The sequence below is a fragment of the Kitasatospora sp. NBC_00374 genome (assembly GCF_041434935.1).
Classification (GTDB): Bacteria; Actinomycetota; Actinomycetes; order Streptomycetales; family Streptomycetaceae; genus Kitasatospora.
This window is the reverse complement of record NZ_CP107964.1, coordinates 2,501,585-2,516,303: the sequence shown is the minus strand read 5'-3', so window position 1 is coordinate 2,516,303 and position 14,719 is coordinate 2,501,585. Positions and strand designations below refer to the sequence as shown.

The window sequence follows — 14,719 nt, the reverse complement described above, 5'->3', positions numbered from 1 at the left end:
CGCGATGCGGCCGGGCCTGAAGTGTTTCCGCGCACCTGCCGTGACCAGCCAGAACACCCGCAGACCCCGGAGGCCCCGCCTTGAGCGACCAGCCGTACGCGCACCTGCACGTCCACACCGAGTACTCGATGCTGGACGGCGCCGCCCGGCTGAAGCAGCTGTTCAAGGAGGTCGAGCGGCTGGGCCAGACCCACGTCGCGATGACCGACCACGGCAACATGTACGGCGCCGCCGAGTTCCACAAGCAGGCGACCGCCGCCGGCATCACCCCGGTGATCGGCATCGAGGCGTACGTCGCGCCCGAGTCCCGCTCCAACACCAAGCGCATCCTGTGGGGCCAGCCGCACCAGAAGCGGGACGACGTCTCCGCCTCCGGCGCCTACACCCACAAGACCATCTGGGCCCGGGACAGGCAGGGCCTGCACAACCTCTTCAAGCTGACCTCGCGCTCGTACGCCGAGGGCTGGCTGGTCAAGTGGCCCCGGATGGACAAGGAGATCATCGCCGAGCACGCGGCGGGCCTGATGGCCACCACCGGCTGCCCCTCCGGTGAGGTGCAGACCCGGCTGCGGCTCGGCCAGTTCGACGAGGCGATCAAGTCGGCCTCCGACTACCAGGACATCTTCGGCAAGGAGAACTACTTCCTGGAGCTGATGGACCACGGCCTCGACATCGAGAAGCGGGTCCGCGACGGGCTGATCGAGATCAGCCGGAAGCTCGCCATCCCGCCGGTGGTCACCAACGACTCGCACTACACCACCGAGGGCGACGCGGGCGCCCACGACCTGCTGCTCTGCGTCCAGACCGGCAAGAACCTCTCCGACCCGGACCGCTTCCGGTTCGACGGCACCGGCTACTACATCAAGTCGGCCGCCGAGATGTACGCGCTCGACTCCTCGGACGCCTGGCAGGAGGGCTGCCGCAACAGCCAGCTGCTGGTCGCCCAGCGGGTCGACACCGCCGGCATGTTCGAGTTCAAGAACCTGATGCCGCGCTTCCCCATCCCGGAGGGCTTCGAGTCCGAGTCGGACTTCTTCAAGGCCAAGGTCTGGGAGGGGATGGACTGGCGCTTCCCGGACGGGTACGACGACGAGCACAAGAAGCTCGCCGAGTACGAGATGGACACCATCATCCAGATGGGGTTCCCGGCGTACTTCCTCGTGGTCGCCGACTTCATCATGTGGGCCAAGCAGCAGGGCATCGCGGTCGGCCCCGGCCGTGGCTCGGCGGCCGGCTCGCTGGTCGCGTACGCCATGGGCATCACCGACCTCGACCCCATCCCGCACGGCCTGATCTTCGAGCGCTTCCTCAACCCCGAGCGCATCTCGATGCCCGACGTCGACATCGACTTCGACGAGCGCCGGCGCGGCGACGTGATCCGCTACGTGACGGAGAAGTGGGGCTCCGACAAGGTCGCCATGATCGTCACGTACGGCACCATCAAGGCGAAGGCCGCCATCAAGGACTCCTCGCGGGTCCTCGGCTACCCGTACGCGATGGGCGACCGGATCACCAAGGCGATGCCGCCGGACGTCATGGGCAAGGGCATCCCGCTCTCCGGCATCACCGACTCCTCGCACCCGCGCTACGGCGAGGCCGGCGAGATCCGCGGCCTGTACGAGAGCGACCCGGACGTCCGCAAGGTGATCGACACCGCCCGCGGCATCGAGGGCCTGATCCGCCAGCCCGGCGTGCACGCGGCCGGCGTCATCATGTCCGCCGAACCGCTGACCGACCACATCCCGGTCTGGACCCGGCACACCGACGGCGTCACCATCACCCAGTTCGACTACCCCACCTGCGAGGGCCTCGGCCTTCTCAAGATGGACTTCCTCGGACTGCGCAACCTCACGATCATGGACGACGCCGTCAAGGCGATCGAGAAGAACAAGGGCATCAAGATCGAGCTGCTCGATCTGCCGCTGGACGACAAGCCCACCTACGAACTGCTCGCCCGCGGCGACACACTCGGCGTCTTCCAGCTCGACGGCGGCCCGATGCGCTCGCTGCTGCGCCTGATGAAGCCCGACAACTTCGAGGACATCTCCGCCGTCCTGGCGCTGTACCGACCGGGCCCGATGGGCGTCAACTCGCACACCAACTACGCGCTGCGCAAGAACGGCCAGCAGGAGATCACCCCGATCCACCCGGAGCTGGAGAAGCCCCTGGAGGAGATCCTCAAGCCGACCTACGGCCTGATCGTCTACCAGGAGCAGGTGCAGAAGGCCGCGCAGATCCTGGCCGGCTACTCGCTCGGCCAGGCCGACCTGCTGCGCCGCGCCATGGGCAAGAAGAAGAAGGAGATCCTGGAGGCGGAGTTCGTCCCCTTCCAGCGGGGCTGCCGGGAGCACGGCTACTCCGACGCGGCGATCCAGGCGGTGTGGGACGTCCTGGTCCCCTTCTCCGGCTACGCCTTCAACAAAGCCCACACCGCGGGCTACGGACTGGTCTCGTACTGGACGGCCTACCTCAAGGCCAACTACCCGGCCGAGTACATGTCCGGCCTGCTCACCTCGGTCAAGGACGACAAGGACAAGTCCGCGATCTACCTCAACGAGTGCCGGAAGATGGGCATCCAGGTCCTGCCGCCGGACGTGAACGAGTCGGACGCCGACTTCACCCCGCACGGCAACGAGCTCGTCCGGTTCGGCCTCACCGCCATCCGCAACGTCGGCGGCCCGGTCGTCGACTCGATGATCCGCACCCGGAAGGCCAAGGGGAAGTACGCCTCCTTCCCCGACTTCCTGGACAAGGTCGAGTCGGTGGTCTGCAACAAGCGGACCGTCGAATCCCTCATCAAGGCGGGCGCGTTCGACTCGCTCGGGCACACCCGCAAGGGCCTGACCGCGCAGTTCGAGCCGATGATCGACAACGTGGTCGGCGTCAAGCGCAAGGAGGCCGAGGGCCAGTTCGACCTGTTCGGCGGCGACGTGGTCTCCGACGAGCCGAGCTTCGGCCTCGACGTGGTCTTCTCCGAGGAGGAGTGGGAGAAGGGCTTCCTGCTCACCCAGGAGCGCGAGATGCTCGGCCTCTACGTCTCCTCGCACCCGCTGCACGGCATCGAGCACGTGCTGTCCGACAAGGCCGACTGCGCGGTGGCCGACCTCGCCGAGCGACCGGACGGCGCCATCGTCACCATCGGCGGCATCATCTCGGGCCTCCAGCGCAAGATGACCAAGCAGGGCAACGCCTGGGCCATCGCGACCGTGGAGGACCTGGCCGGCTCCATCGACTGCATGTTCTTCCCCGCCAGCTACCAGCTGGTCTCCTCCCAACTGGTCGAGGACGCCGTGGTGTTCGTCCGCGGCAAGCTCGACAAGCGGGAGGACGTGCCACGCCTGATGGGCATGGAGCTGTCCGTCCCGGACCTCTCCAACGCGCACGCCGACGCGCCGATCATCATCTCGATCCCCAGCGTCAAGATCACCCCGCCGCTGGTCGCCCGGCTCGGCGAGGTGCTCACCCACCACCGCGGCACCACCGAGGTACGGCTGCGCCTGGAGGGCACCCGGCAGACCACCGTGCTGCGCCTGGACCGGCACCGGGTGAAGAGCGACCCGGCGCTGTTCGGCGACCTCAAGCAGCTGCTCGGCCCCAGCTGCCTGGCGAGCACGGCGGTCTGACGGTCCGTCAGGCTGGTCACCGGCCCGTGGGCCCGGCGACCAGCCGGACGGCGTCCGCGACCGCGGGCCAGGCCGCCGACGCCGGATCGATCAGCTCGAAGTGGCCCGCGCCCGGCGGCTCCACCAGCCGCACACCGTCGAACGCGTCCCGGTAGCGCCGGGCCTGGGCCACCGGCAGGACCTCGTCCCGCTCGCCGTGCACCAGCACCACCGGGACCTCGGGCGCGCCCAGTGCGGTCGGGTCGGCGGCGGCGTAGCGCTCGGGCAGCTCGTCCGGGCCGCCGCCGAGCAGCGCGGCCACCGCGCCACGGCCGTCGCCCAGCCGGTACGCCTCCGCCAGGTCCGCCACCGGCGCCAGCGCGAGGACCCCGGCCACCGCGGGGAGCCGTTCGGCCCGGCCCGGCGCACCCTCGGGGAGTCGGTCGCGCAGCGCCGCCCACAGGGCCAGGTGCCCGCCCGCCGAATGCCCCGCGTAGACGACCGCGGTGCGGTCGACCAGCCCGGGGTGGGCGGGCTCGACCGCGTCGGGCAGGGTGTCGGCGGCCAGCGCGACATCGGTGAACGTGGCCGGCCAGCCGCCGCCCCCGCCGATCCGCCGGTACTCGGTGTTGGCCACCGCGTACCCGCGTGCGGCCAGGGCGTGGGCCAGCGGACGGATGTGCGCCCGGTCGTACTCGGCCCGCCAGAACCCGCCGTGCAGCAGCACGACGAGCGGCGCCGGCCGGGTGCCCACGACGGGCAGCACCAGGTCGGCCACCTGGTCGGGGTGCGGCCCGTAGGCGACCGTCGTCCCGTCCGGCATCGTCCCCCCGTCGTCCGGCTCAGCTCCAGCGGTAGCGGCGCTTCAGGCTGTCGACCACCAGGTTGAAGCGTGCCCGGTCCAGCGCGCAGGCCTCGCGGCGCATTCCGCCGTCGTACACCCGCATCACCCGGTCCAGGGCGACCCAGGAGTCCCGGCCGGACTTGTCCCACGGGCCGGCGCCGATCGGCACCCAGTCGGCGTCGTGCGCGTGGCCCTTGCTGGAGAGCATCACCGCGAGCAGCGAACCGCCGGCCTCCCGGGCCACCACCAGCACCGGGCGGTCCTTGCCGCGGCCGTCGCGCTCCTCGTACGGCACCCAGGTCCAGACGATCTCGCCCGGGTCGGGGTCGCCGTCGTGGTTCGGCGCGTACTCGGTGCGCACCTTGCCCACCTGGTGGGCCTCCACCTCCACGGTGGCGTCGGGGCCGAACCGGCCGGGGGCGTCGTCCTGCTGCTGCGTCCACTGGGTCATGGGGGACAGGGTAGTGGTGCGGTGTCAGCGCTCCGCCGGTGCGGGGGCGGGGAAAGTGTGACGGAGTGTGAAGGCCTCGGGGGTCGGCCCGTGCTCCCGCAGGGCGATCAGCCGGGCCTGTGCCTCGGCGACGTCCGGGCGGTGCCCGGCCGGTACCCACCACAGGGCGGTCATCGCCTCGACGGGCCTGGCGAACCACTCGCGCCGCCGGCTCAGCACCTCGCGGTGCAGCGGGCTGTAGACGTACGCGGACAGTGACCGCGGGTCGCGCCACACGGACATGTTGACGATCAGCCAGTCGTCCTCGAAGACCCGGATCGCGGTGGCGTCGCCGTCCTGGTCCTGCAGGCGCCCGCGGTAGCCGTCGGCGGCCTCGGCAGCGGCGTTGACCGACTCCAGGGCGGCCACGAAGCCGGCGAGCCGATCGCTGTCGAGGGGGGCGAGCAGGCGGGAGATGTTGATCTGGGCGAGTTCGGACGTGTTCTCCATGATGGCCACCAGCGTCGCCGACCACCGCCGGCCCCGGCCAGTGGCAGGCAGGACACCCGCCGTCGAAATCCTGCCAGTGCCAGTGCCAGTGGTGGTGCCGGTGCCCCCCGGTCCCTCAGGGGCGGGGCCCGAGCGCCGAGCGCACCTCCCGGCGGCTCGGCACCCGCAGCTTGCGCAGCACCTTCGCCACGTGCTGCTCGACCGTGCGCGGGGACAGGAACAGCACCTGGGCGATCTCCCGGTTGGTGCGCCCGGAGGCCAGCAGCCGGGCGACCTCCAGCTCGCGCGGGGTCAGCTCCTCGCCGTAACCGCGCCGGGCGTGCGCCCGCGGATCGCCGATGCCCTGCTCCCGGAGCACCATCGCGCAGCGCGAGCTGTCGGCCACGGCGCCCAGCCGCTCGTACTCCTCGGCGGCCTCCACCAGCCCCGGGGTGGCCGGCCGCTGTCCGGCGGCGAGGCGGGCGAGCGCGGCGAGTTCGGTGGCCCGGGCGCGGGCGTAGCGGCGGCCGATCCGGCCGTGGATCGCGGCGGCGCGCTGGTAGTGGTCGGCGGCGGCCGCCGGATCGCTGTCCACGGCCAGGTGGCCGAGGGCGAGTTCGACTCCGGCGGCGACGGCGGGGGCCGGGTGGTCGGCGCACCGCAGGGTGAACTCCTCGGCGAGGCGCCGGGCTTCGTCGCCGGCGTCGGCGGCCAGCGCGGCGAGCACGGCCTCGGGGACGAGTTCGCAGCCCCAGGCCCAGACCGCCTTGGTCCGGTACAGCTCCAGCACGGGCAGCAGCGAGCGCCAGGCCTGCTCGGCGTGGCCGTCCGCCAGGGCGAGCCGGGTGGCCAGCGCGTGCGCGTCGAAGAACGGCATCGGGTCCGGTCCGTGGCCGCCGGACAGCAGGGGTTCGAGGGCGGCGGCGGCCTCGTCGAACTCGCCGTGCAGGGCGTGCAGATGGGCCAGTACTAGGGAGGCGTCGGTGCGCAGCGCGGGCATCTCGGAGATCTCCGAGAGCAGCGCGCGGGCGCGGGTCTCCAGCCCGTCGAGGCGGGCGGTGTGCCAGTCCAGGACCAGGGTCATGGCGCGGCCGACGCCCTGCATGAAGTCCATGCCGGTGGCCTCGGCGAGGTCCAGGCCCTCGTCCAGGTAGCGGCGGGCCTGCTCGTTCAGGCCCCAGCCGACGGCGCCGCTGGCCGCGTTGCACAACGCCCTTGCGGTCTGGCGCAGTTCGGCCTGGTGCGGAGTGGTGCGGGGGAGTTCGGCGAGCAGTTCCCAGGCGGTCGGGTCGCCGACGCAGGCCAGCCAGGTGACCCGGCTGGCGAGTACCCCGGTGCGGGCCACCGGGTCGCCGCTGAGCCGGGCGGCCCGTTCGGCGCGGTCCAGCCAGCGGGCCTGCTGGGTGGCGTGGACGGCCAGGATCGGTGCGGCGAGGGCCCCCATGGCGCGCGCCGCGAGGTCCGGGCGCTCGCGCAACTCGGTGACGCAGCGCTCCAGTTCACGGAAGCCGGCCTCGCTGTCGCCCTCCTGGTTGAGGAGCAGCAGGCCGAGCGTGAGCCGGACTTCGCCGCGGGTCGCCGGTTCCAGGTCGGCCGTGGTGACGATCCGCCGGAGCACCGCCAGCACCTGCTGGTGGTCGAGGGTGTTGACGCAGACCCGGGCCAGCGCGAGCGCCGCGCGGGAGCGGTACTCGGCGGGCAGCGAGGGCTCGGCCAGCAGCTGGTGCAGCAGCTCGGTGGCGGTGCCGCTGTCGCCGGCGGCCACGGCCTGGTCGGCGGCGGCCTCGGCCTGGTCGCGCCAGCCGGCCAGGTCGCCGGCGGCCCGCAGGTGGTGGGCGAGCTCGGCCGCCGGCACCGGGTCGGCCGCCCGCAGTGCCTCGGCGGCGGCCAGGTGGGCGCGGCGCCGTTCGGGGCCGGGGACGGCCCGGTGCACGGCCTCCCGGACGAGCGGGTAGGGCAGGCCGTACCGGCAGTCGGCGTCCTCGGTGAGCCGGCCAGTCGCCAGCGCCTCCAGCAGGGCGGTGCGGGCGCTGTGCCCGTCCAGTCCGGCGACGGCCGCCAGCAGGTCCTGCCCGGCCGGCCGGCCGATCACGGCGCAGGCCCTGACCAGGGCGTCGGCGGCCGCGGATCCGGTCTCCACCGGGTGGACGAGGCCGTCGGCGGTGCGCCGGACGGCCTGCTCGGGGGAGTGGCCCTCCAGCCGGTCGAGCACCTGGACCAGCAGGTACGGTGCGCCGCCGGTCCAGCGGTGCAGCTCGGCGGCGGTCGCGGGCGGCTGGTCCGGGCACAGCCGGCGGACCTGCTCCTCGTTCAGCGGCCCCAGCCGCAGCTCGGCGCCGGCGACGCCCGGCGGGCGGTGCGGCACGGCGGCGCCCCGGGCGCCGGAGGGGCGCTCGGCGAGCAGCAGGCCGAGGGTGGGCACCGGGTCGAGGGTGAGCGCGCGTAGCAGCTCCAGACTGTCCGGGTCGGCCCACTGGAGGCCGTCGACCACCAGGACGGTCGGCCCGAGCGCGGCCAGCACCGCCCGTACGGCCCGGAACACCCGGTGCCGGGCGAGCCCCGGATCGGGGGTCGGCGGGGGCGCCGGCGGGAGGTGCGGGGCGGCCTCGGGCAGCAGCTCGGCCAGCGCGCCGGTGACCGGGTCCAGGCCCTCGGGCAGCTGCGGTCCGACGTCGTGCAGCAGCTCGGCGAACGCCCCGAACGGGAACGGCCGCGCCAGTGGCGGCACCCGGGTCCGCAGCACCCGCAGCCCGTCCGCGCGCAGCCGTCCGGCGGCCCGGTCGACCAGCAGGGTCTTGCCGAGCCCGGCCGGGGCGCTCACCCGCACCACGGCGGGCAGCCGGCGCAGGCCGGCGAGGGTCGCGGCGAGCTCGTCGTCGCGGCCGACCATGGGCCGCTCCGGCTCCGGCTCGGGCTCCGGGGCCGCGGCGAGGCGGGCCCGCGGACGTCGTGCAGTGTCCACTCCGGACTCCCCGGATCCGTGGCCTGGCAGGGTGGCGTTAACCGATTCCACCGTAGTGGGCGCGCGTCGCCGGTACCCGGCGGAGCGGTACGGGAGGGGCGTCGGCCGCGTCCGGGCGGGCCGGGACGGGCTGGCGGCCGGTACGCTCCTGCGGCAGCTGCAGGACGGACGCGCCCAGCACGGACAGCCGGTGGCAGACCTTCGCCGCGCGGGTGTCGTCCAGGTGGAAGACGAACGGCCCCGGCACCAGGACGACGCTGAAGGTGTTGCGCTCGACGGCGCTCAGCAGCTCCAGCAGACGGGGCTTGGGCCCGTGCGAGGCTTCGCCGTTGTCGATGAACCAGACCGGATCGGCCAGGCCGAGATCGCGGGCCCAGGTCTCCATGGCGTGCCGGTGGACCGGCATCTCCCAGGTGTCGAACGGGACGCATCTGAGATAGGCGGCGCAGGAGCGCCGGGAGCCGCTGAGCACGTTGACCTCCTGTCCGGCGAAAGGCCGGTGTCGGGGCGGCCGCCGTTGACCGCCCGTCTCGGTCGGCGAGCCTCGGGATGCACTGTCAGGTGGACAGCCCGGGGCCCGCCGGCCGTCCCCTCGGACCGCGTACCCGCCGGTGGCGGGACGCCCCCGTGGTGAGTACAGCGGTCGTACCGGCAGCCCGACAAGGACTACGTAGGGGGATAGGTAGGTCGGTGCCGCAGGGCCCCAACTACGTAGTGGGGTCAGCTGATCAGCCCCGGCGGCAGGGCCTCGCGCAGGGCCGCGGTGAAGGCCGCGACCGCCGGGTGCGCACCCGCCCCGGCGCGGAAGGCGACCCGGGTCCGGCGGTACATCGGCAGCCGGGTGAGGGTCGCCGACCCGCTGCCCTGCAGGGTGCCCAGCCGCGGTACCAGCGCGACGCCCTGGCCGACCCCGACCAGCGCGAGCGCGGTGCCGAAGTCGTCCACCTGGTGCCGGATCTGCGGCGCGAACCCCGCGGCCTGGCAGGCCCGGACCACCATGGTGTGACAGAGCGTGCCCTGCGGGGACACGATCCACGGCGCGTGCCGGAAGTCCGCGACCGTGCCCGCGGTGGGGGCGGCCAGGTACATCGGCTCGGTGAAGATCGCTTCGGTCACGGTCAGACCCGGCTCGGGCTCGGCCGGCACCAGGTCGTACTCGTGCACCAGCGCCACGTCCAGCTCGCCGACCCGCAGCTGGGCCGCGACCCGGGCCGGGTCCACCTCGGTGACCATCGGCTCCAGTGCCGGATGGCGGCCGGTCAGCACGGCCAGCGCACCCGGCACGATCGCCCGGGCCGCGGACGGGAAGGTGCCGATCCGCAGCGGCCCGGCCGGTCCGCGCCGGGCTCCGGCCAGCTCGGCGGTGGCCTGCTCCAGGCGCTCCAGGACGGCCTCGGTGTGCCGTACCAGTTTCAGCCCCGCCGGGGTGAGCGCCACCCGGCGCCCGGTCCGCTCCAGCAGGGCGACCCCGGCCTCCCGTTCCAGCACCGAGAGCTGCTGCGAGACGGCCGAGGGGCTGAACGAGAGGGCCTCGGCGACGGCCGCGATGGTGCCCCGGTGGGACAGTTCGCGCAGCAGCCGCAGGCGGCGGAGATCGAGCATCGGCTCAGCTTACGAGAACCCTCGGAAAGATGAACTGGACCTGCACGATCGGCACGCGGCAGGCTCGTCGGCATGGAACTGCACGGCATCCACATCCCCCTGGTCACCCCGTTCGCTGCGGACGGCTCGGTCGCCCTCGACGCCCTGGAAAGCCTGGCGCACCGGCTGCTGGACGCCGGCGCGGCCGGCCTGGTCGCGCTCGGCACGACCGGCGAGCCCGCCACCCTGGGCGCCGCGGAGAAGCAGTCGGTGATCGCGGTGGTCGGCGGCGTCTGCCGGGCCCGCGGGGCGGTCCTCACCGTCGGCGCCGGCAGCGCGGACACCGCCGGCACCGTCGAGGCGCTCGCCGCGCTGGACGGCGTCGCCGACGCGGCCCTGGTCACCGTCCCGGCCTTCGTCCGTCCCGGCGAGGCCGGCGTGCTCGCCCACTTCACGCACCTCGCCGAACACAGCCCCGTCCCGCTGGTCGTCTACCACATCCCCTACCGCACCGGGCAGGCACTCGGTGCCGCAGCCCTGCGCCGGATCGGCGAACTGCCGGGTGTGGCCGGGCTGAAGCTCGCCACCGGCGCCGTCGACGGGGACGCCGTCGAACTGCTCGCCGACCTGCCGCCCGGCTTCGCCGTCCTCGCCGGGGACGACCTCGTGGTGTCACCGCTGCTGGCACTCGGCGCGGCGGGCGGGATCCTCGCCTCGGCGCACCTGGCGACCGAGCGGTTCGTCGCCCTGGAGCAGGCCTGGCGGGCCGGGGACGTCTCGGCGGCCCGGGCGCTCGGACACCGGCTGGCCGGACTGTCGAAGGCCGCCTTCGCCGAGCCCAACCCGGCCGTGGTCAAGGGCGTGCTGCACGCCCGGGGGCTGATCCCCACGCCGGACGTCCGGCTGCCGCTGCTGCCCGCGGGCGGGGAGACGGTCGCGGCGGCGCTGGCCGCCCTCGGGAAGCTGTAGCCCACAGCGTGGGACGAGTCGCCGCCCGACGGCGGTGACAGGGCATGATGGGCAGGGTGCGGCGGTGATCAAGCGCAACCTGATCGAGCACGAAACAGGAGGAGCAGTCGGATGAGGATCGGCATCGTAGGAGCAACCGGCCAGGTCGGCGGAGTGGTCCGCAGCATTCTGGCGGAGCGCGCGTTCCCGGTGGAGCAGCTGCGGCTGTTCGCGTCGGCACGTTCGGCGGGGCGCACGCTGCCCTGGCAGGACACCGAGATCACCATCGAGGACGCGGCCACGGCCGACTACAGCGGCCTCGACATCGTGATCTTCTCGGCCGGCGGATCCACCTCCAGGGCCCTCGCCCCCAAGGTCGCCGCAGCCGGCGCCGTGGTGATCGACAACTCCTCCGCCTGGCGCCGCGACCCCGAGGTCCCGCTGGTGGTCGCCGAGGTCAACCCGGACGCCGTCGCGGACCGCCCCAAGGGCATCATCGCCAACCCCAACTGCACCACCATGGCCGCCATGCCGGTGCTGCGCCCGCTGCACCAGGAGGCCGGCCTCGCGGCCCTCGTCGTCTCCACCTACCAGGCGGTCAGCGGCAGCGGCCTGGCCGGCGTCTCCGAACTCCACGACCAGGCCCTCAAGGTGGTCGACGGCGCGGCCGCCCTCGCGCACGACGGCTCCGCCGTCGAGTACCCGGCGCCCAACGTCTACAAGCGCCCGATCGCCTTCAACGTGATCCCGCTCGCGGGCTCGGTCGTCGAGGACGGCTCCAACGAGACCGACGAGGAGCAGAAGCTCCGCCACGAGAGCCGCAAGATCCTCGGCATCCCCGAGCTCAAGGTCGCCGGCACCTGCGTGCGCGTCCCGGTCTTCTCCGGCCACTCGCTCCAGATCAACGCCCGCTTCGAGCGCCCGATCACCCCGCAGCGCGCCGCCGAACTCCTCGCGGACGCCCCGGGTGTCGAGCTCTCCGAGATCCCCACCCCGCTCCAGGCCGCCGGCCAGGACCCGACCTACGTCGGCCGCATCCGCAGCGACGAGACCGTCGAGCACGGCCTGTCGCTCTTCCTCTCCAACGACAACCTCCGCAAGGGCGCGGCCCTCAACGCCGTCCAGCTCGCGGAGCTGGTGGCGGCGGAGCTGCGCGGCTGACCCGCCCCGCCCCGACCGACACGCCGGTGGCCCGACCCCACACCGCGGGGCCGGGCCACCGGCATGTGCACCCGGCGGTGCCGGTGCCCCACCCCCGGGTGTCCCCCCGTGTCCCGCCACGCCCGACGAACCAGCCACCGCTCGGCCCGCGGGCGCCGGCAGCGGAACGGGTGGTTCGCCCGGCGTCCCCGGGGGTAGAGGAAGGCCCAATAGCCGCACGGACCGCCAGGCGACTTCCCCCACACCGCCCGGCCGACCCGAGAAGAGGTGCGGAGCTGTGGACCGCTGTGTCGTTCTGGTCGATGCCGGATACCTGTTGGGTGCTGCCGCCAGCCTGCTCGCCGGAGAGCCCGGGCGATCCCGGGTGGCGGTGGACCACACCGTGCTGATCTCGGCGCTGCGCGAGCGGGCGGAGGCCGAGACGGGTCTGCCGCTGCTGCGGATCTACTGGTTCGACGCGGCGCCCGAGCGCCGGCCGCTGCCGGAGCACCGGCGGCTGCGGGTGCTGCCCCGGGTCACCGTCCGGTTGGGGGCGCTCACCCGGGCCGAGGGCCGCTGGGTGCAGAAGGGCGTGGACGCCGCGATGCACGCCGAGCTGTCCGAGCTGGCCCGTAACCACGCCTGCGCGGACGTGGTGCTGGTGACCGGCGACGGCGATCTGCTGCCCGGGGTGATGTCCGCCAAGGAGCACGGCGTGGCGGTGCACCTGTGGGCGCTGCAGGCGGCCGACGGCGACTTCAACCAGTCCGAGGACCTGGTCGGCGAGGCCGACGAACGGCGGGTGCTCGACCGGGAGTGGATCACGCGCTGGGCCCGGCAGAAGGAGCAGCCGGCCTTCCACCCGCCGTTCCCCGCACCGGCTCCGGCACCCGAGATCGCCGAGATCATGGTGGTCGGATCCGCCGAACCGGCCGCGACGCCCCCGCCGGCCCGGACCCGGCCGGCCGCAGCCGCGCTGCGGATGATCCCCACCCCCAAGGACCTGGCCGTACGCGCCACCGCCCCGGTGGCCTCGGCCGGGCTCGGCGGCCCGGTGCTGCGCTGGTCCTCCGACCGGGGCTGGGTGGACCGCCCGTCCGCGGAGGCGGTCACGACCACCGCAGCCGACGGGCTCCCCACCCTCGCCCAGCTGACCAGCGCCGAGCAGCGCTGGGCGGACCGCGAGGAGGACATCACCACCATCGGCGGTGACGCCCACGAGGTCGGGCAGGTCTTCGCCCGGCGCTGGAGCGACCGGCTGTGTGCGGCGGACCGGCTGGGCGCCGTCGACCGGCAGGGCACCCGGGACCGCCTGGGCGTCCTGTGGACGGACTACCCCCGCATCCCGCACCGGCTGGACGGCGAGCTGCTGCGCTACGCGGCCCGGTTCGGCCTGCTCGCGCACAAGGACGACCAGATCGACGAGCACGACCGGTACGCGATCCGGGCCGGCTTCTGGAAGGAGTTCGCCTCCCGGGTCCCGCAGGAGACGGCGTCGCTGGGCCAGGAGATCGAGCTGCCCGAGGCACGCGGCGCCCAGGACGCCCAGGACTGAGCCAGGACCGATTCCGGCTACCGGGCGGACGGCCCCCGACGGCCCGCGGACCCGCCGCCGGGCCGGATTGACCCCGTTGTCCGGATCCGCACCGTCAACGCGTAGAGTCTTCGACCGTGAGCGACACCGACCGGCAGGCAGCGCAGCCCCCGTCGCAGGGCGACGCGGGCGGGCCCGGCCGCCACCCGGCGGAGTCCTGCTGCACCGTCCGCGACCTGGCCAAGAGCTACCGGAGCGGGGCCAGGGGCAAGGGCACCCGGCCCGACGAGATCCGGGCGAACGACGGCATCGACCTGACCGTGCGACGGGGCGAGATCTTCGGCCTGCTCGGCCCCAACGGCGCCGGCAAGTCCACGCTGGTCCGCCAGCTCACCGGCCTGCTGCGCCCGGACCGCGGCGGCATCGACATCCTCGGCCACGACATCGTCCGCCACCCCGAGCGGGCCCCGCGGCTGCTGGCCTACCTCGGCCAGGAGTCCACGGCGCTGGACGAGCTGACCGTCGCCCTGGCCGCCGAGACCACCGGACGGCTGCGCGGCCTCGGCCGGGCCGCGGCCCGCGCGGAGTCCGCCGGGGTCCTGGCCGAGCTCGGGCTGGAGCCGCTCGCCGGCCGTCCGCTCGCCAAGCTCTCCGGCGGTCAGCGGCGCCTGGCCTGCTTCGCCGCCGCGCTGGTGGGGGAGCGGCCGCTGCTGGTGCTGGACGAGCCCACCACCGGGATGGACCCGGTCGCCCGCCGGGCGGTGTGGTCCGCCGTGGAGCGCCGCCGGGCGGAGCGCGGTACGACGGTGGTGCTGGTCACCCACAACGTGATGGAGGCGGAGACGGTGCTGGACCGGGTCGCCGTGATCGACGACGGCCGGGTGATCGCCTGCGACACGCCCGGCGGCCTGAAGGCGCTGGTGGACGGCGACGTCCGGCTCGACCTGGTCTGGCGTACCGAGGCCCCGGTCGAGGTGCCCGCGGTCGCCCGGCTGGCCGAGCGCGCCGAGCGCAGCGGGCGCCGCTGGACCGTCCGCACCACCCCGGAGCACGCCCGTGAACTGGTGGCGGCCGTCACCACCGGCCCGGCCTTCGCGGCCCTGGACGACTTCACGCTGGCCACCCCGAGCCTGGAGGACGCCTACCTCAAGCTCGGCGGCCGCGGCGGCGGGCTGGTCAAGTGATGGCC

The 14,719-nt window shown here is 74.0% G+C and carries 11 protein-coding genes; 5 read left to right on the top strand and 6 right to left on the bottom strand.

Annotation, left to right across the window (positions count from 1 at the left end; genetic code table 11):
* The first annotated feature begins 80 nt into the window (after positions 1-80).
* Positions 81-3,623 (top strand): DNA polymerase III subunit alpha, encoded by a 3,543-nt coding sequence (gene dnaE, locus OG871_RS11235; RefSeq protein WP_371496461.1) that lies wholly within the window; start codon positions 81-83, stop codon positions 3,621-3,623.
* A 16-nt stretch (positions 3,624-3,639) separates the two neighbouring features.
* Here dnaE and OG871_RS11230 read toward each other — a convergent pair whose 3' ends face one another.
* From OG871_RS11230 to OG871_RS11205, 6 genes are all read right to left on the bottom strand, one after another.
* The gene (locus tag OG871_RS11230; protein WP_371496459.1) at positions 3,640-4,425 is read right to left on the bottom strand and encodes an alpha/beta hydrolase family protein; all 786 of its coding nucleotides are present in this window, start codon (positions 4,423-4,425) and stop codon (positions 3,640-3,642) included.
* A 19-nt stretch (positions 4,426-4,444) separates the two neighbouring features.
* Complete coding sequence (locus OG871_RS11225; protein WP_371496457.1) at positions 4,445-4,897, bottom strand: type II toxin-antitoxin system PemK/MazF family toxin; 453 nt, start codon at positions 4,895-4,897, stop codon at positions 4,445-4,447.
* Between the two features lie 24 nt (positions 4,898-4,921).
* Positions 4,922-5,386: a DUF3291 domain-containing protein gene (locus OG871_RS11220; RefSeq protein WP_371496456.1), complete on the bottom strand. Its 465-nt coding sequence runs from the start codon at positions 5,384-5,386 to the stop codon at positions 4,922-4,924.
* 115 nt (positions 5,387-5,501) lie between these two features.
* Positions 5,502-8,327 carry an AAA family ATPase gene (locus tag OG871_RS11215; protein WP_371496454.1) on the bottom strand — a complete coding sequence of 942 codons (2,826 nt, stop codon included), beginning with the start codon at positions 8,325-8,327 and terminating at the stop codon, positions 5,502-5,504.
* A gap of 37 nt (positions 8,328-8,364) precedes the next feature.
* Positions 8,365-8,799 (bottom strand): hypothetical protein, encoded by a 435-nt coding sequence (locus OG871_RS11210; protein ID WP_371496452.1) that lies wholly within the window; start codon positions 8,797-8,799, stop codon positions 8,365-8,367.
* A 248-nt stretch (positions 8,800-9,047) separates the two neighbouring features.
* The gene (locus tag OG871_RS11205) at positions 9,048-9,929 is read right to left on the bottom strand and encodes a LysR substrate-binding domain-containing protein (protein ID WP_371496450.1); all 882 of its coding nucleotides are present in this window, start codon (positions 9,927-9,929) and stop codon (positions 9,048-9,050) included.
* A gap of 72 nt (positions 9,930-10,001) precedes the next feature.
* Here OG871_RS11205 and OG871_RS11200 point away from each other — a divergent pair, with 72 nt between their 5' ends.
* The 4 genes from OG871_RS11200 to OG871_RS11185 all read left to right on the top strand — a co-directional run bounded on the left by OG871_RS11200 (position 10,002) and on the right by OG871_RS11185 (position 14,714).
* Entirely contained in the window at positions 10,002-10,877 is an 876-nt protein-coding gene (locus OG871_RS11200) for a dihydrodipicolinate synthase family protein (RefSeq protein ID WP_371496448.1), read from the top strand.
* Positions 10,878-10,988: 111 nt separating this feature from the next.
* Complete coding sequence (locus OG871_RS11195; RefSeq protein ID WP_371496446.1) at positions 10,989-12,017, top strand: aspartate-semialdehyde dehydrogenase; 1,029 nt, start codon at positions 10,989-10,991, stop codon at positions 12,015-12,017.
* Positions 12,018-12,294: 277 nt separating this feature from the next.
* Positions 12,295-13,551, top strand: coding sequence for an NYN domain-containing protein (locus OG871_RS11190; protein WP_371496444.1), 1,257 nt, complete (start codon positions 12,295-12,297; stop codon positions 13,549-13,551).
* Positions 13,552-13,766: 215 nt separating this feature from the next.
* On the top strand, positions 13,767-14,714 hold the full coding sequence (locus OG871_RS11185; RefSeq protein WP_371503276.1) for an ABC transporter ATP-binding protein: 948 nt from the start codon (positions 13,767-13,769) through the stop codon (positions 14,712-14,714).
* The last annotated feature ends 5 nt before the right edge of the window (positions 14,715-14,719 follow it).